General features: G+C 74.1%; 13 protein-coding genes and 1 pseudogene. 7 read left to right on the top strand and 7 right to left on the bottom strand.

All coding sequences use genetic code 11. The features are described 5' to 3' along the window. Positions 1-6: 6 nt before the first annotated feature. Positions 7-864 carry a DeoR/GlpR family DNA-binding transcription regulator gene (locus BX283_RS08070; protein ID WP_101386960.1) on the bottom strand — a complete coding sequence of 286 codons (858 nt, stop codon included), beginning with the start codon at positions 862-864 and terminating at the stop codon, positions 7-9. A gap of 241 nt (positions 865-1105) precedes the next feature. On the opposite strand from BX283_RS08070, the pseudogene BX283_RS08065 reads away from it, so the two are divergent. Continuing rightward, positions 1106-3437, top strand: a pseudogene (locus tag BX283_RS08065) (hypothetical protein); the annotation flags it as partial. On the opposite strand, the gene BX283_RS08060 reads toward BX283_RS08065, so the two are convergent. The 4 genes from BX283_RS08060 to BX283_RS08045 form a co-directional block, all read right to left on the bottom strand. Next, positions 3410-5809 carry a right-handed parallel beta-helix repeat-containing protein gene (locus BX283_RS08060; protein WP_101386958.1) on the bottom strand — a complete coding sequence of 800 codons (2400 nt, stop codon included), beginning with the start codon at positions 5807-5809 and terminating at the stop codon, positions 3410-3412. The pseudogene BX283_RS08065 and the gene BX283_RS08060 sit on opposite strands and share 28 nt — an antisense overlap. 91 nt (positions 5810-5900) lie before the next feature. Beyond that, a complete protein-coding gene (locus BX283_RS08055; RefSeq protein WP_306822793.1) occupies positions 5901-6443 on the bottom strand; it encodes a hypothetical protein in 543 nt (180 codons plus the stop codon). A 205-nt stretch (positions 6444-6648) separates the two neighbouring features. Next, on the bottom strand, positions 6649-7482 hold the full coding sequence (locus BX283_RS08050; RefSeq protein WP_101386956.1) for an MOSC domain-containing protein: 834 nt from the start codon (positions 7480-7482) through the stop codon (positions 6649-6651). A gap of 64 nt (positions 7483-7546) precedes the next feature. Beyond that, positions 7547-8002 (bottom strand): DUF6643 family protein, encoded by a 456-nt coding sequence (locus BX283_RS08045; protein WP_101386955.1) that lies wholly within the window; start codon positions 8000-8002, stop codon positions 7547-7549. A gap of 232 nt (positions 8003-8234) precedes the next feature. Here BX283_RS08045 and BX283_RS08040 point away from each other — a divergent pair, with 232 nt between their 5' ends. Further along, positions 8235-9545 (top strand): TerD family protein, encoded by a 1311-nt coding sequence (locus BX283_RS08040; protein ID WP_101386954.1) that lies wholly within the window; start codon positions 8235-8237, stop codon positions 9543-9545. 61 nt (positions 9546-9606) lie between these two features. Here BX283_RS08040 and BX283_RS08035 read toward each other — a convergent pair whose 3' ends face one another. Continuing rightward, positions 9607-10782 (bottom strand): glycosyltransferase, encoded by a 1176-nt coding sequence (locus BX283_RS08035; RefSeq protein WP_101386953.1) that lies wholly within the window; start codon positions 10780-10782, stop codon positions 9607-9609. Positions 10783-10840: 58 nt separating this feature from the next. On the opposite strand from BX283_RS08035, the gene BX283_RS08030 reads away from it, so the two are divergent. Both BX283_RS08030 and BX283_RS08025 read left to right on the top strand, forming a co-directional pair. Continuing rightward, on the top strand, positions 10841-11626 hold the full coding sequence (locus BX283_RS08030) for a glutamate racemase (protein ID WP_101386952.1): 786 nt from the start codon (positions 10841-10843) through the stop codon (positions 11624-11626). Between the two features lie 66 nt (positions 11627-11692). Next, positions 11693-12271, top strand: a complete 579-nt coding sequence (locus tag BX283_RS08025) for a hypothetical protein (RefSeq protein ID WP_257582224.1) — start codon at positions 11693-11695, stop codon at positions 12269-12271. A gap of 93 nt (positions 12272-12364) precedes the next feature. Here BX283_RS08025 and BX283_RS08020 read toward each other — a convergent pair whose 3' ends face one another. Then, positions 12365-13426 carry an O-antigen ligase gene (locus BX283_RS08020; RefSeq protein WP_101386951.1) on the bottom strand — a complete coding sequence of 354 codons (1062 nt, stop codon included), beginning with the start codon at positions 13424-13426 and terminating at the stop codon, positions 12365-12367. 222 nt (positions 13427-13648) lie between these two features. Here BX283_RS08020 and lnt point away from each other — a divergent pair, with 222 nt between their 5' ends. From lnt to BX283_RS08005, 3 genes are read left to right on the top strand one after another with little or no spacing between them, the layout of a single operon-like run. Then, positions 13649-15298: an apolipoprotein N-acyltransferase gene (lnt, locus tag BX283_RS08015; RefSeq protein WP_257582222.1), complete on the top strand. Its 1650-nt coding sequence runs from the start codon at positions 13649-13651 to the stop codon at positions 15296-15298. A gap of 10 nt (positions 15299-15308) precedes the next feature. Next, a complete protein-coding gene (locus tag BX283_RS08010; protein WP_101386949.1) occupies positions 15309-15788 on the top strand; it encodes an NUDIX domain-containing protein in 480 nt (159 codons plus the stop codon). Between the two features lie 56 nt (positions 15789-15844). Next, positions 15845-16648 carry a 3-hydroxybutyrate dehydrogenase gene (locus tag BX283_RS08005; RefSeq protein ID WP_101386948.1) on the top strand — a complete coding sequence of 268 codons (804 nt, stop codon included), beginning with the start codon at positions 15845-15847 and terminating at the stop codon, positions 16646-16648. Positions 16649-16668: the final 20 nt, after the last annotated feature.

The following is a 16668-nucleotide window of genomic DNA, read 5'->3' as shown; positions in this document are numbered from 1 at the left end:
GGTCCGTCAGATGTCTTCGGCGGGGGCCACGTCCACCTCGGCGTCGTCCTCGCCCGCCACCAGCAGCCCCGGCAGGTGCTCGGCCATCTCCTCGCGCGCGGCGTCGGACAGCCCCGAGTCCGTCACCAGCGTGTGCACCTCCTCCAGCGAGGCGAACGAACTCAGCCCCACCGTCCCCCACTTGGTGTGGTCCGCGACCACCACGACCCGCCGCGCGGACTGCACGAACCGGCGGTTGGTCTCCGCCTCCGCCAGGTTCGGCGTGGACAGACCCGCCTCCACCGAGATGCCGTGCACCCCGAGGAAGAGCACGTCGAAGTGGAGCGAGCGGATCGCCTGGTCCGCGACCGGCCCCACGAGCGAGTCCGACGGGGTGCGCACCCCGCCGGTGAGCACCACGGTCGCCGCGCCCGGCCGGTTCCCGCCGTTGCCCGCGGCCCGCTGCGCCGCGTGGAAGACGTCCGCGACCCGCACCGAGTTGGTCACCACCGTCAGATCCGGCACGTCCAGAAGGCGGTGCGCCAGGGCGTACGTCGTCGTACCGCCGGAGAGCGCGATCGCGCTGCCCGGCACGGCCATCGCGGCCGCCGCGCGCGCGATGTCCTCCTTGGCGCTCAGCTCCAGGCCCGACTTGGCCTCGAAGCCGGGCTCGTGCGTGGAGGCCTCGACCACCGGCACCGCGCCGCCGTGCACCTTCTCGATCACGCCCTGCCGGGCCAGCGCGTCCAGGTCCCGGCGCACCGTCATGTCCGAGACGTTGAGCTTCCGGGTGAGCTCATTGACCCGGACACCGCCACGCCGTCTGACCTCGTCGAGGATCAGGGCGCGACGCTGCTCCGCGAGCAGGTTCTGGTTGTCGGTCACCGCCGGGTCGGTCCTTCCGCGTCGCCGTACATGTCGTCGCCGTACATCCGAATCCTGTCACGGGGAGATTCCGTGAGGACACCGCACTCCGGCCCGCGATCCGAGATCCTGAAGAACCCGCACGCCGCGGCCCCCGCGCCGGGGCCCGCGCACGACGCCCGACCGCACGATCCGCGCTCCGCACGACCGCCCCCGCCGCGTCCCGCCGCCGATCCTCCCACCATGAGAGCGAGTCACAGAAGTGTCCCGTGCCACACCGGCCGCCGACGACGGCGGGCCCGCGCTCGAACTGCTCGTCCACGGCGTCGGTGGGGCCACCCCGCAGTCCATGCTCGACGACCCGCGTACGGTCCGGGTCACCGGCGACGAGACCGCCGCCGTCTTCCGCCGCACCGAGGACGCCGACGCCGAGGACCACCCCGAGCGCTACCGCGACCGGCCCGTCCCCGAGGCGTACTGCTGGGCCAACCTCACCTCCGGCAACGGCGCCCGCGCCCTGTGGCTGCTGCTCCTGCCGTTCATGGTGGTCAACCTCGCCCACTGGATGCGCCCGCCGGCCGAGGACGCCGCGCGGGCGGCGCGGCTCTACGGGGTGCTGGTGCGGCTCGTCGCGCTCAGCCTGACCGTGCTGCTCACCGCCGCCGCCTGCGAGGTCGCGCTCGATCTGGCCGCCTGGCAGTGCGCGGGCTCGGCGGACTGCGCCGACGGGAAGTCCTGGCTCGGCTTCCTGTCGCCCGCGCGGCACGGCTGGTGGAGCCCGCCCGGCCGCCGCCTCGCGCTGGCCGCACTGGTCCCCGCCGCCCTGACCGGGCTGCTCTGGTACCTGTCCAACCGCACCTGGAGCGCGTACGAGTCGCAGCAGCCGCTCGGCGCCGCGGGCGACGACGACGAGCCGGACGCACCCGCCCTGAGCCGCCCCGGCTTCTGGTACGGGCGGCGCCTGGTCGCCCGGCTGCGCGCCGCGCACACCGCCGCCGGGTTCCTCACCGTCGCCGCGGCCGTCACCGGGGCCGCCGCCCGCCACGACCGGGCCGCCCAGGGCACCGCGCTCGACGCCCTCGGCTGGCTCCTGACGGCGGCTCTCCTCGTGGGCGCGGCCTTCGTGGTGGGCGTGGTGTGCGGCCGGGGCCGCAGCGAGTCGCTCCTCGACGAGCACCTGGACCGGGCCGTCATCGCGTTCCTGCCCGCCGCCGCCCTCGGCCTGCTCGTCCTGTCGATGGTGTACGCGTCGTGGGAGCGGCCCGGCTGGGCCTCGCACTCCACGCTCCCGGGCGACCGCACCTTCGGGGTCATCGCCCTCGCCCAGGGCGTCCTGGTCGTCCTGCTCGCCGGGGTCGCGCTCGTGCTGCGGCGCCGCGCGCACGACTCCCGTACCGCACTGTCCGGACTCGGCGGCCCCGCCGTCGCGCTGCTGGCGTGCGCGCTCGGGGGAGTGATGACCGGCGGGATCGCCCAGCGCGTGGCCGACTGGCTGGACGGCTCCGGCACGCCCGGCGCGGCCCGCGACGTCTTCCAGGGGCCGCCGCCGCTGCTGACCTGGCAGGCCTCGGTGATCCCGGCCCTGCTCGCGCTCCTTGTCCCGGCCGTCGCCTGGTTCGCGTGGTGCACCTGGCGCACCGCGCGCGCCCAGGAGCCGGGGCTGCTGGCGGACTACCCGGGCGAGCGCCCGGACGCCGCCCGCTCCCGGCGGATCGCCCACGCCCGTGCGATGGCCGGGCTCACCGACCGCGCGCCCGCCTTCCTCGGCATCGTCGGCGCGGCCACGCTGCTGCTCGGCGCGGGCGCGCTCGCGGGCTCCTGGACCACCGGGCAGGTGCCCGGCCGGGCGGCGGCCGACGCGCCGGACGCGGTCGCCTCGGCCGCCGACACCGCGCAGGCGCTCGGCTCCTGGTTCACCGGTCTCGGCTTCCTGCTCTTCGTCACCTGGGGCCGGCGCGCCTACAAGGACGCCTCGGCCCGGCGCACCATCGGCATCCTGTGGGACGTGGGCACGTTCTGGCCCCGCGCGGCCCATCCGTTCGCCCCGCCCTGCTACGCCGAGAGGGCCGTGCCGGACCTCGCCTGGCGGATGAACACCTGGATCGGACGCACCGCCGGCGGCCGACTGGTCATCTCCGGCCACTCCCAGGGCAGCGTCCTGGCGGCCGCCGCCGTGTGGCAGCTGCCCGCCCGCACCCGCCGCAGCGTCGCACTGCTCACCTACGGCTCGCCCCTGGAGCGGCTGTACGGGCGCTGGTTCCCCGCGTACTTCGGGCGCCCGGAGCTGACCGCACTCCACCGGGAGCTGCACTGCTGGCGCAACCTGTGGCGGGCCACCGACCCGATAGGCGGTCCGGTCCTGCCCGGCACCAACGTGGACCGGGGCCCGCTCCTCGACCCGCTCGCCTTCGGCCGTACGAAGCGGCAGCCGCTGCCCGCGCCGATCCTGGCCCACTCGGACTACCAGGCCGACCCGGTCTTCGCCGAGGAGCGCACCGCACTCCTCGGCGAACTGGCACCGGCGCTCCCGCACCAGCGCTGACGTACCGTCAAGGATGCTTGTCGCTCAGGGCAGTTCGGGCAGGTCGTCCGCGTACAGCAGGCTCAGGTCGTCCGGGCTGGCGTCGGCGAACTGGGCGACCCGGCCCGCGTGCCGCTCCACCATCGACTCGAACGTCTGGCGTGCGGTGCGGCCGTTGCCGAACGCCGGACCCTTGGGCAGTGCCGTGAAGTACTTCAGGAGCGCCTCGGCCGTCCCGCTGCCCAGCCGGTACTCGTGCTCCTCGGCCTGCTGCTCCACGATCCTGAGCAGCTCGTCCGGGTCGTAGTCGCTGAAGGTGATGGTCCGTGAGAACCGGGACGCCACCCCGGGGTTGACCCTGAGGAAGCGTTCCATCTCCGCCGTGTACCCCGCGACGATCACCACCACCGCCTCGCGGTGGTCCTCCATCAGCTTCACCAGGGTGTCGATCGCTTCCCGGCCGAAGTCCCGTCCGGAGTCCTCGGGCGAGAGCGCGTACGCCTCGTCGATGAACAGCACTCCGCCGCGCGCCCGGTCGAACGCCTCCTGGGTGCGGATCGCGGTCGACCCGATGTGCTCGCCGACCAGGTCGACGCGGGACACCTCGACCAGGTGCCCGCGCTCCAGGACGCCCAGCGACGCCAGGATCTCCCCGTAGAGCCGGGCGACCGTGGTCTTGCCGGTGCCGGGGGAGCCGGTGAAGACCAGATGGCGGCGGACCGAGGCGGCCTTGAGCCCGGCCCGCTGCCGCTTGCGGCCCACCTCGATCATGTCGGTGAGCGCCCGCACCTCGCGCTTGACGCTCTCCAGGCCCACCAGCGCGTCCAGTTCGCCCAGGACGTCCTGCGAGGAGCGGGCGGGCTCCTCGGCGGACACGGCCGGGGCCTCGGTCGGGCGCTGCCCCGGGAGCGTGGAGAGCAGGCCCATCGTCTGGGTGGCGGTCTGGACGGCGGGCGGCTCCGGCGCCCCGGGCCGCACCCCGCTCTCGTCGCTGGTGCACTCCTCGGCGACCGGCCCGTCCTCGCCGAACTCGTACCCACCGCGCGCGCAGCGTTCCGTACGGCAGCGGGTCAGCGTCGTACGGCAGCCGTCCACCACATGGAAGCCGTAGCCCCCGCTGCCGGTCACCCGGCAGCCGTGGAAGGTGCCCCGGCCCTCGGCCGAGACATAGAACCCGGCCTCGGCGGGCGCGGTGACCGTGCAGCGCTCGATGCGCGGGTCGGCGCCCTTGGTGACGATCACGCCGGTCTGCGCCGCGTCGATGGTGCAGTTGGCGAGTGTGCCGCCGCTGCCGTGGTCGCGGAACCAGGCGCCCGTGGAAACCTCTCTGATCCGGCAGTCGTCGAGCTGCGCGGTGGCGCCGTCGCTCACCGAGACCGCGGTGTTGCGCACCTGCGAGATGTCGCTGTCGACGACGTCGGCGCGCGAGCCCCGGTCCAGGACGAACAGCGCGTCCGGCACGTCGTGGACGCGGCACGCCTCAAGGACCGCGGTGGCGCCGTCGCTGACCCACACCGCCGGATAGTCGCCCGTACTGTCGTGGATCTCGCACTGGTTGGCGTCCACCCGGGTGCCCGGGTCCCACACCGACAGGCCGTTGCGGCCGAAGCTGCGCACCGCCGAGCGGGTGAGGGTGAGCACCGAGCGGGAGCGCAGGTCCACCGCGTTCTCGGGGATGTCGTGGATGTCGCAGTCGGCGAGCGTGAGCACCGCGTCCGTGTCGAGCGTGACCCCGTCCGCCGAGGTGCGGTGCACCGTGCAGTCGGTGAGGTGGGCGGTGGCGCGCGCGGCGATCTGCACCCCGGCGCCCTTGATCTCGTACACCTCGCAGCCCAGCGCTTCGAGGCCGGTGCCCTCGCCGGTCACCGACAGGCCCGCGCCCGAGGCGTGGTGCACCCGGCAGCGCTCCAGGCGGGGGTGGGCGCCCGCGCGGACCGAGACGCCCGACTGGCCGGCCGCCACCACCTCGCACTCCTCGAACAGACCGCCCGCGCCGTCCAGTACACCGATGCCGACCCCGCCGGGGTTGTCCACCGTGCAGCGCCGGACCGTGGGGCGGGCCGCGCCGCGCACCTCGATGCCGACCGCCGAACGGGTCACCACCCGCAGATCGCACAGCTCGGGCGCGCCGTCCTCGATCAGCAGGGCGGGCGCCGCCGCGTCCTGCCCCTCGATCTGGAGATCGAGCACGGTGGCGGAGGCGCGCACGGTCAGCGGCACGCCGTCGACCGGCGCGATCCGCACCGATCCGGCCGAGCCCTCCGGGCCGCGCAGGGTCACGGCCCGGCGCATGACCAGGTTCTCGCGGTAGGTGCCGGGCGCGACCGTGAGGACGTCGCCGTCCGCGGCGGCCTCCAGGGCAGCGGCGAGCGAGGCGTATTCACCGGTGCGGCGCCGCCACCTCGAAGTGCCCGTGTGGGTTACCTGGACCGTGCCCTGAGCCATGGCGCTGCTGTGCCCCCACCTCGTGCGTGCGAACGCTGTACGTGCGACTGATGGTCCACCGTAGCGCGCGCGAGGCCCGTGAGTTGACCGGTCAGCTGCCTGCTCCCGCCCGGCCCCAGTCCGGACCGTATCCGGCCCAGGCGCGGTCGAGACGGGCATACCGCCGTCGCATCAGACGCCATACGACAAGCCGTCGTATGCCCTCGACGAGGCCGGTCGCCGCCAAGGCCGCGCCGAACCCGGCGAACACCGCGTGCGCGTGCGCGGTGGTGGAGTCCAGGGGGCGGCTGGTGCGCCTGCCCCGGTCGTCCGTCCATATGCGGAAGGTGGAGCCCGCGGGGGCAGATCGCCTGGGGGCGGCGACCGTGCCGGTGTGGAGAGTGCCGTCGTACGCCGTCCAGTTGGCCACCACCCGGACGCGGCCCTCGCGGCCGCCCACTCCCTCGGCGTCGGCGAGCGCGCTGCGCTCGTGCGCCTGGTGGAGCACCACCGCCGTCGTCGCGTGGCGCTCGCGCTGCTCCCTGGTCACCGTGCGCTGCAGCGCACGGTCGGTGCGCGCCCCGCACAGGCCGCCGAGCACCGGCGAGACCAGCACCATCAGCACCAGGGCGGCCAGCGCCACCCATGCCTCCACGAGATCCGTACGGCGGCGTAAGGGGTTCTTCCGCCAACGCCACACCCCCACTGCGGATCGCACTGAATCGCACCCCCTTCCGCTTGCGTCCTGGCCCCCTGCGGTGCGCCCTACGCGCGAGCGGGCCCAAGAGAGAGCAACGTCACCCGAGCCCCCTCCCGCACAACGCGTCCGCTGTCCCCACGAGTTCCCGCGGACGGGCGGCTTACGCGAGAACGCGCACGGGATCACCGGTGCGGATGACGCCGGTGCGCTCCGGGACGACGTTCTGCCCGAACACCAGCTGCGTGCCGAAGCGGCGGTGGCGGCCCAGGGTGCGCAGCGGCTCCCGGCCGCGCTCGGCGCTCGCCTGGTCCGTGGTGGTGATGACACAGCGCCCGCAGGGCTTGGCGACCCGGAAGACGACCTCGCCTATCGCGATCCGCGACCAGTGGTCCTCGGCCCACGCCTCGGTGCCGTCGACGACCACGTTGGGGCGGAACCGGTTCATCGGGAGCGGGCCCTCGTGCGGATGACCGCCCCGCGCGATCAGTGAGTTCAGCGCGTCCAGCGAGGCGGTGGTGGCGACCAGGAGCGGGAAGCCGTCGGCGAAGCTCACCGTCTCGCCCGGCAGCGCGAAGTCCGGGTCGATCGGCCGCCGGGTCGCGGGATCGTCGAGGTGGACCAGCCTGACCTCCACCCCGAGGTGGTCGCTGAACCACTGGTGTGCGCTCTCGTCGGCGGCTATCGCCTCGACCTTCTTGCCGAAGAGCGTCACCGCGCTCGCGCCGATCGGCTCGGGCACGGCGACGGTCAGATCCTCCCGGCCGGGCGCGGACAGCCGGACGGAGCCGTCCGGCAGCGCACGGGCGGCGGCCAACGCGAGCCGCGCCTGCTCGCGTTGGGTCACGGCCTTCCCGGCGGCGTCGACGACCATCCAGCGGCGGTCGCCGGCCGGACCCCACGGTTCGACCGGCACCTCGTCGAGTCGGTACCCCCCGACCGACTTGACGGGGTAGACGTTGATGTGCCGCACGACGGGCTGAATCGGACTCTCCATGAGTCAATCCTGCCAGCCGCCTCGGACATCAGGTCGAACGCGGCGGAGCCGCGGGCGGCCCCGCTCAGTACCCCGTGTTCTGGTACGGCTGGTTGTAGCCGTCGTACGGCGCCGGGGCGGGCGCGGGGCGCGGGGCCGCCGCCGGGCGCATCGCCTCGTAGCCGGTCGGGCCCATCGGGCGCTGCTGCTGGGCCTGCGGGCCCGGGTAGCCGCGCGGGGCCCCGGTCTGCTGCGGGATGTAGGGCGCGGGCGCCTGTTGCAGCGGCATCGGCTGCGGCGCCTGCTGGTAGCCGTACGACGAGGCGTACGCGGGCTGCTGGGAGGGGCCGGCGGGCAGGGCGGGGAGCGCGGCCGGGAGGGCCGGCAGATAGCTGCTGCCGGTGTCGTACAGGGAAGGCACTCGGATCGGGGCGATCTGAGGCGTGCCCCGCTCTGCGACGAGGGAGTCGTAGATGGGGGTGTCCGGGAAGGACGGCGCGGAGTAGTAACCGCCGCCATAGGTGGAGCGGGGGGAGGTCATGGCACATAAGTTAAGCCCACGATGTGGTCGTTGTGGAGCCCGATAAGAGGGTTGTTTTACGGGTTCGGAGTGACCGCACGTCCCCAATGCGAGCGAACATGGGAAAATCGGTCGCCCGGGAGCGTACGGATCCTGTAAAGGCCGAGCTCGGGAGGGGTTACCGGCGGGTGCCGGAACGTCCGGCGGGGTTTAGGTTGACGGTGCGGAAAATCTTTCGGCACCCCGACTCGCGATGGGGGCGAGCATGTCCATGCTTAAAGGGTCCAATGTTCCGGTGCCGGCGCCGGCCGTACGCGTCGAATTGGCCTGGCGTTCCGGCCCCGGGGTGCCGGATGCCGACGCCTCGGCCCTGCTGATCGCCTCGGGCACCGGGAAGGTCCGCTCCGACGCGGACTTCGTCTTCTACAACCAGCCCGCGCACGCCTCCGGCGCGGTGCGGCACGAGGGCAAGCAGAGCTCGCCCGAGGGCGTCACGGACACGCTGTCCGTCGACCTCGCGCGCGTGGAGCCCGACGTGGAGCGCGTGGTGCTCGCCGCCTCCGCCGACGGAGGAACGTTTGGCCGCGTGCCGGGGCTGCGCATCCGGGTCCTGGACGCGGCGAGCGGCGCGGAGCTCGCCCGCTTCGACAGCGCGGACGCGACGGTGGAGACGGCGTTCATCCTGGGCGAGCTCTACCGGCGCCAGGGCGCGTGGAAGTTCCGGGCGGTGGGGCAGGGATACGACTCCGGACTCGAAGGGCTGGCCACGGACTTCGGCATCACGGTCGACCGCCCGGCCCGGGTCCCGGCCCCGGTCCCGGCGGCCGCCCCGCCGGCTCCGCCCGCCCCCGCACCCGCGACGACCGCCCCCGCCTTCCCGGCGGCCGCTCCGCCGACTCCCGCCGCGCCGCCCGCGCCCGCCCCGGTACGCCTGTCCAAGGTGACCCTGACCAAGGCGGCCCCCACGGTCTCGCTGGCCAAGCAGGGCGGCAGCTCGGGGGCGCTGCGGGTCAACCTCAACTGGCAGGTGCGCAAGCAGTTCAGCGGCTGGGGCGCCAAGCTCGGGCGTGCCGTCGCCAACCACGCCGATCTCGACCTCGACCTGTGCGCCCTCTACGAGCTCGCGGACGGCCGCAAGGGTGTCGTGCAGGCGCTGGGCAACGCCTTCGGCTCGCTCAGCCGCCCCCCGTACATCCACCTCGACGGCGACGACCGCACCGGCGCCGTCACGTCCGGCGAGAACCTCACGGTCAACCTCGACCACAAGGACCAGCTCCGCCGCGTGCTGATCTTCGTGACGATCTACGAGGGCGCGCGCAGCTTCGCCGACCTGCACGCCACGGTCACCCTCCAGCCCCAGCACGGGGCGGCCATCGACTTCTCGCTCGACGAGTGCACCGTGCCCTCCACGGTCTGCGCCCTCGCGCTGCTCACCAACAACGGGGGCGACCTCGTCGTCCAGCGCGAGGCCCGCTACCTGGTGCCCGCGCGCGGAGTCAGCCCGCAGCGCACCATCGACAAGGAGTACGGGTGGGGCATGAACTGGACACCCGGCCGCAAATGACGCGCGCGTGGGCGCGGTTCGGGCGGCCGCGGCGAGCTGGAGCGAGGCGGCCCGAACCGGCTCACCGGTCCGGTGTCGCCTCCGGGCGCGCATACGTGCGCCCCTTCCACGCGGCCCCGCGCCCCCGGTAGTGCTGGACGGCGGAGTCCACCGTCATCAGCAGGTACAGCAGCGCGGTGAACGGCAGCAGCGGCGCGAGCAGCAGCGGCTGCCGGTAGTACCGCAGCATCGGTACGTACGTCCCGGCCATCACCAGCCACGCCAGCCCGCCCGCCCAGCCCGCCACGGAGTCGTCCCGCGCCATCCCGGCGAAGAGCGCGACCGGGGGAGCGAGGTAGATGAGCGCGAGCCCCGCCACCGTCCCGAGCAGCAGGGCCGGGCTGTGCCGCAGCTGGGCGTAGGCGCTGCGCGCGACCATGCGCCACAGGTCGGCGAGGCGCGGATAGGGGCGCACGCTGTCGACGCGCTCCGCGAGGCCGAGCCAGATCCGCCCGCCCGAGCGGCTCACCGCGCGCGCCACCGACACGTCGTCGATGACCGCCTGTCGCACCGACTCCGGAATCCGCGCCCGCTCGGCGGCCTCCGTCCGCAGCAGGACGCAGCCGCCCGCGGCGGCCGCCGTGCGCGCCCTGGGGGTGTTGATCCAGCGGAAGGGGTACAGCTGCGCGAAGAAGTAGACGAAGGCCGGCACCACCAGCCGCTCCCAGCCGCTCGCCACGCGCAGCCGCGCCATCTGCGACACCAGGTCGAGCCCGTTGGAGCGGGCGGCGGCCACCAACTCCCGCAGGCTGTCCGGCTCATGGGCGATGTCGGCGTCGGTGAGCAGCAGGTATTCGGGCTCGCGCGCGCGGGCCAGCGCGATGCCCTGGCGCAGCGCCCACAGCTTCCCGGTCCAGCCGGGCTCCGGCTCGCCCGGCTCGACCACGGTCAGCGGCAGCGCGCACTCCTCCCGCGCGGCCAGCGCCCGCGCCAGCTCACCCGTGCCGTCCGAACTGCCGTCGTCGACCAGGAAGATCTCCGCCTCGCCCGGATAGTCCTGGGCGAGCAGCGTGGGCAGGCTGCGCGGCAGTACCTGCGCCTCGTCCCTGGCCGGTACGACGACGGCGACATACGGCCAGTCCACCGGGGCGGAACGGTCGGGCAGACGCTGGTCCGTCCGCCAGAAGAAGCCCTGTCCGAGCAGCAGCCAGAGCCAGCAGGCCAGTGACACCACGGCGATCCATGCGAGGGCGCTCATCCGCCGCAGTCTGCACCACCTGGGCGGGTGCGCAAGGGCGGTCGACTATGGTGACCGGGTGAAGATCGCGCTCATGGACTCCGGAATCGGCCTGCTGGCGGCCGCCGCCGCCGTGCGCCGGCTGCGGCCGGACGCCGACCTCGTCCTCTCCTCCGCCCCGGACACCATGCCGTGGGGTCCGCACACGCCAGAGGAGGTCACCGAGCGCGCGCTCGCCGTGGCGCGCGCCGCCGCCGAGCTCGGTCCGGACGCCCTGATCGTGGCCTGCAACACCGCCTCGGTGCACGCCCTTGTGGCGCTGCGCGCCGAACTGGAGCCGCGGATCCCCGTGATCGGGACCGTACCGGCGATCAAGCCGGCCGCCGCCGGTGGCGGACCCGTCGCCATCTGGGCCACTCCGGCCACCACCGGCAGCCCCTACCAGCGCGGGCTGATCCGTGAGTTCGCCGAGGGCGTCGAGGTCACCGAGGTCCCCTGCCCGGGGCTCGCGGACGCGATCGAGCACGGCGACGAGCCCGCCATCGAGCTGGCCATCGCCGCGGCGGCCGAGCGGACCCCCCGGGATGTAAGGGACGTCGTCCTGGGCTGCACCCATTACGAACTCGTCGCCGAGCGGGTACGAGCCGCTGTGCGCCGGCCGGGTCTGTCCGCGCCCGGTCTGTACGGCAGCGCGTCGGCCGTCGCCGCCCAGGCGCTGCGCCGGGTCGGCGCGGAAGCCGCCCCCGGCGCGGCGCCCACCGGCAGCGTGACCGTGCTGCTCAGCGGCAGGACCGCCACGCTTCCCGACCCCGCGCTCGGCTACCCGGAAGGCCTGCTCCTCCAGGCGGTCACGCCCGCTCACTGAACGTGGCCCCGCTCACTGAGAGTGGGGTCACTGCCGCTTCTGTGGATTCTGAGTAGTCTGCTAGGCATGAGGGAAATTCCCCCCGAGCCCCCGGCGCGCGACAGTGGCGCTCCGGCGCTCGCCCCGCAGCCGGCGCTCTGGACCGGTCGCGCGACCAACCGCGTCCAATGGCTGCTCGCCGCCGGTGGCGCGGCCTGTGTGGCGCTCGGCGTCGAGCTCGCCGTCGACTCCAATTGGACGTCCGGCATCGCCCCGCTGCTGATGTCGGTGATCGGCTGCGTCGCGGCCGGGCTCCTGGTGATCTACGGAACGCTCGCCTTCGTCCATGTGGCCGTGAAGGTCGATGACGACTCCCTCGAAGTGCGCTGCGGCCACATCGGTCTGCCGCGCCGCCGGATCCCGCTCGACGACGTGGTGGGCGCGGACTTCGCGCCCCGCGTCACCCCGCGCCAGTGGGGCGGCTGGGGCTACCGCTGGCGCCCCGAGAAGGGCACCGCGGTCGTCGTACGCCGAGGCGAGGGCCTGGTGCTGCGGCTCGGCGACGGCCGTGTCTTCACCGTGACGGTGGACGACGCCGAGGCGGCGGTCCGCGTCATCCGCGACCGTCTGCGCCTGCTGGGCGCCACCAAGCACGTCGAGGCCTGATCACCTCACTGCCGTCACCCACGCGCGCGTACGCCTTCCTCCTCACCTACGCGCGCGTAGACCTCACCACCACCCACGCGCGCGTAGGCTCGCTCACCCCCGCGCGTGCACGACCTCCACACCCCGCTCCGCCTCCTGCTGCCCGTCCCCCGGCGGCCGTGCCGTGGCCAGGCCCGCCAGCAGGCCCGCGCCCATCGTCACCGGGGTGAAGCTCAGCGCGTTGCCGACGCAGGCGAACGCGGCCAGCGCGGTGAGCGCGGCCCCCGCCGTGAGGACGACGGGCGTGCGCCGGGGCGAGCGCCACAGCGCGTACAGGATCCAGCCGTAGGTGGCCCCGAGCAGCGTGGCTCCCACCGCGCCCTGCTCGGCCGCCTGCTGGAGCAGGGCGGAGTGCGGCTTGCCGGCGGCGACCGGGGACTGCCGCGCCACGGGGCTCAGGCCGCCGAACCGGTCCGGCCCGGTTCCCCGTACGGGATGCTCCTCGGCCAGCTCCACCGCGTCCCGCCACAGCAGCACGCGCTCCGGCGTGAGCTGGCCCTCCAAGGAGACGGTGAGCCCGTCGGGCAGCACGTCCTCGGCCACGGCGACCGACCCGACCGCGACCAGCGCGGCGACCGCGGCGAGCCCCGCGAGGCCCACCGTCCGGTGCCGCATCCGGGCCGCCGCCAGGGAGCACAGCAGTACGCCGAGCGCCGCCGCGCAGCCCGCCGCCGAGCCCAGCGCGAGGGCCGTGCCCGCGCACCCCACGGCGAGCAGCCGCAGCGCGAGGCGGACGACCGCCGTACCGGCCGCCCAGGCGCCGCAGCAGGCCGCACCCGCCGCGAGTGCGGGAAGTGCGGCCGAGACCCCGATGTGGCCCGGGAGCGGGTCCACGGTGGCGCCGGGGACGCCGTCCCTGGAGGCGTACGCCAGGAGCAGGCCCGCGGTCGCGGCGCAGGTCGCGGCCGCCACGGGCACCAGACTGCCGCTGATCCGGCCCAGCGCGTACCCGGCGGCCACCGCGAGCACCGCGAGGAGCACGCCCTCCGGCCGGGCCTCCCGCCCCGCCGCCGCGACCAGCGACCAGCCGGCGCAGGTGCCCAGCACCAGGACGCCGACGAGATCGGGCCCGGCCCGGCGCTCGGGTGCGGCGGACCGGCCTGTCGATGCGCTCATCCCCGCCCCCCGGCCGTCTGACGGACTTCGCACACCGTAGTGGGACCGGACACGATCTGGGTACAGATCGTGCGGAAACGTTCCGGCTGCGGTCCGCTCCGACACCCGTACGCGTACGGACGTAGCAATCGCCCGCACAACGACGGTGATCGTGCGCATATGGACGGTTACTGTACGAACCGGTCTGACACAGGCACAGCCCGCGGCCGTAGACTCCGCCGGGTGAGCACGACCACCACCCCCACAGCCGAGCCAGAGCAGCTCGAACCGCAGCCCGCCACCGCCTCGCGCGGCCGTCGGCTGCTGCACCGGCTCGTACGGCCCGCGACGGCCGCGCTGTCCGGTGTGCTCCTCTACCTGAGCTTCCCGCCCCGGCCCCTGTGGTGGCTGGCGGTGCCCGCGTTCGCGCTGTTCGGCTGGTGTCTGCGCGGGCGGACCTGGAAGGCCGGAGCCGGCCTCGGCTACCTCTTCGGGCTCGGCTTCCTGCTGCCGCTGCTCGTCTGGACGGGCGTGGAGGTCGGCCCCGGCCCGTGGCTGGCCCTGGCGGCCATCGAGGCGATCGGGGTCGCCGCCGCCGGCGCCGGGATCGCGGTGGTCTCGCGGCTGCCCGGCTGGCCGGTGTGGGGCGCGGCCCTGTGGATCGCCTCCGAGGCGGCACGCGCGCGCGTGCCGTTCGGCGGCTTCCCCTGGGGCAAGCTCGCCTTCGGCCAGGCGGACGGGGTGTTCCTGCCGCTCGCCGCCCTGGGCGGCACGCCCGTCCTCGGCTTCGCCGTCGTGCTCTGCGGCTTCGGGCTGTACGAGTGCGTGCGCCAGGCGCTGCGCCTGCGCGCCACCGGTGTCGTACGCAAGGGGGCCGCGGCCGCCGCCCTGGCCACCCTGCTCGCCCCGCTCGTCGCCGCCTTCGCCGCGACCCCGCTGGTCAGCGACGCGGCCGAGCACGGCACCGCCACCGTCGCCGTGATCCAGGGCAATGTGCCGCGCCTGGGCCTGGACTTCAACGAGCAGCGCCGCGCGGTGCTCAACTACCACGTGAAGGAGACCCTGCGGCTCGCCGACCGGGTCAAGGCGGGCAAGGCCGCCAAGCCCGACTTCGTGCTCTGGCCGGAGAACTCCTCGGACGTCGACCCGTACACCGACGCCCAGGCGTACACCGACATCGACCGGGCCGCCAGGGCGATCGGCGCGCCCATCTCGGTGGGCGCGGTCGTCGAGCGCCCCGACGGACGGCTCTTCAACGAGCAGGTCCTGTGGGACCCGAGGACGGGCCCCGGAGCCACCTACGACAAGCGGCAGATCCAGCCCTTCGGCGAGTACATCCCGCTGCGCGGCCTCATCAAGCAGTTCGGCCCGGGCTATGTCTCCATGGTCCGCCAGGACTTCAGCCGCGGCACCGAGCCCGGTGTGTTCGACATGGCGGGCACCAAGGTCGGCATCGCCACCTGCTACGAGGCGGCGTTCGACTGGGCCGTGCGCGACACCGTCACCCATGGCGCGCAGATCCTCTCCGTACCGAGCAACAACGCGACCTTCGACCGCAGCGAGATGACCTACCAGCAGCTCGCCATGTCTCGCGTGCGCGCGGTCGAGCACAGCCGGACCGTCACCGTCCCGGTCACCAGCGGGGTCAGCGCGGTGATCATGCCCGACGGGGAAGTCGTCCAGAAGACCAGGATGTTCACGCCCGACTCGCTCGTCGCCAAGGTGCCGCTGCGCTCCTCCGAGACCCCGGCGACCCGGCTCGCCACCGCGCCCGAGTGGACCCTGGTGGCGCTCGCGGCGGCGGGCCTCGGCTGGGCGGTGAGCCGTACCGTACGCGCGCGTCGCGCCCCGCAGACCGACGCCGCGACTCCTGCCGGGGCCGCGGTCTCGTAGGGTCGAAGGTATGGCGACACCTGACTTCATCCGCGAGATCCGGGCCTCGGCCGGCCACCAGCTGCTGTTCCTGCCGGGAGTGAGCGTCGTCGTCTTCGACGACGAGGGCCGGGTGCTGCTCGGCCGACGCGTGGACTCCGGCGAGTGGTCGATCATCGGCGGGATACCGGAACCCGGCGAGCAGCCCGCCGAGACCGCCGTGCGCGAGGTGTACGAGGAGGCCGCCGTGCGGTGCGTCGTGGAGAAGGTCGTCCTGGTGGACGCGCTGCACCCGGTCACCTACCCCAACGGCGACCGCTGCCAGTTCATGGACATCTGCCTCAAGTGCCGGGCCGTGGGCGGCGAGGCGCGCGTCAACGACGACGAGTCCCTGGAGGTCGGCTGGTTCCCGGTCGACGCGCTGCCGGGCCTGGACGAGTTCTCGCTCTTCCGGATCAAACAGGCGATGACCGATGAACCGACATGGTTCGCGCCTATGACCGAGCACTGAAGTGTGGGCCCGGACCACATGGGTGGTGGGCCACCGCACTGCCTAGGGTCGAGAACATGACCACGCCCACCACACCTGGTCCCGTCCGCCCGTCCATCGCACTCGACCTGGGCGGCCGCACCGCCCTGGTCACCGGGGCCGCCGGCGGCATCGGCCGGGCCTGTGCCCTGCGCCTGGCGGCCGCCGGCGCCAAGGTGCGGGCCGTCGACCGGGACGCCGAAGGCCTCGACGCCCTGGCCGGACAGGGCGCGGGCCTCGCCGGATCCGTAGAGCCGCTGGTCCTGGACCTGACCGACCTCGAAGCCGCAGAGCAGGCCGCCACCGGCACCGACGTCCTGGTGAACAACGCCGGGCTGCAACTCGTGCGCCCCATCGAGCAGTTCCCGCCCGAGGTGTTCCACACCGTCCTCACGGTGATGTTGGAAGCGCCGTTCCGGCTGATCAGAGGGTCGCTGCCGCACATGTACGGGCAGGGCTGGGGCCGCATCGTCAACATCTCCTCGGTGCACGGCCTGCGCGCCTCCGCGTACAAGTCGGCCTATGTCGCGGCCAAGCACGGCCTCGAAGGGCTCTCGAAGACCGCCGCCCTGGAAGGCGCCCCGCACGGCGTCACCTCGAACTGCGTCAGCCCCGGCTATGTCCGCACCCCGCTCGTCGAGCGGCAGATCGCCGACCAGGCGGCCGCCCACGGCATCCCCGAGGAGCGCGTCCTGACCGAGGTGCTCCTCAAGGACTCGGCCCTCAAACGGCTGGTCGAGCCGGACGAGGTCGCCGAGGCCGTCGCCTACCTCTGCGCCCCGCAGACCTCCTTCGTCACCGGCATCTCGCTCGCCCTGGACGGCGGCTGGACCGCGCACTGACGCACCGGCCACGCACCCCG

Source organism: Streptomyces sp. TLI_146 (assembly GCF_002846415.1).
Taxonomy (GTDB): Bacteria; Actinomycetota; Actinomycetes; order Streptomycetales; family Streptomycetaceae; genus Streptomyces.
This window is presented reverse-complemented; position numbering and strand designations above follow the sequence as displayed.

Bases quoted from the DNA above. Each gene is read 5' to 3' on its own strand.
- BX283_RS08060 (WP_101386958.1), bottom strand. From the start codon at position 5,809: ATGGCTCAGGGCACGGTCCAGGTAACCCACACGGGCACTTCGAGGTGG.
- BX283_RS08050 (WP_101386956.1), bottom strand. From the start codon at position 7,482: ATGGAGAGTCCGATTCAGCCCGTCGTGCGGCACATCAACGTCTACCCC.
- BX283_RS08045 (WP_101386955.1), bottom strand. From the start codon at position 8,002: ATGACCTCCCCCCGCTCCACCTATGGCGGCGGTTACTACTCCGCGCCG.
- BX283_RS08040 (WP_101386954.1), top strand. From the start codon at position 8,235: ATGGGGGCGAGCATGTCCATGCTTAAAGGGTCCAATGTTCCGGTGCCG.
- BX283_RS08035 (WP_101386953.1), bottom strand. From the start codon at position 10,782: ATGAGCGCCCTCGCATGGATCGCCGTGGTGTCACTGGCCTGCTGGCTC.
- BX283_RS08025 (WP_257582224.1), top strand. From the start codon at position 11,693: ATGAGGGAAATTCCCCCCGAGCCCCCGGCGCGCGACAGTGGCGCTCCG.
- BX283_RS08020 (WP_101386951.1), bottom strand. From the start codon at position 13,426: ATGAGCGCATCGACAGGCCGGTCCGCCGCACCCGAGCGCCGGGCCGGG.
- BX283_RS08010 (WP_101386949.1), top strand. From the start codon at position 15,309: ATGGCGACACCTGACTTCATCCGCGAGATCCGGGCCTCGGCCGGCCAC.
- BX283_RS08005 (WP_101386948.1), top strand. From the start codon at position 15,845: ATGACCACGCCCACCACACCTGGTCCCGTCCGCCCGTCCATCGCACTC.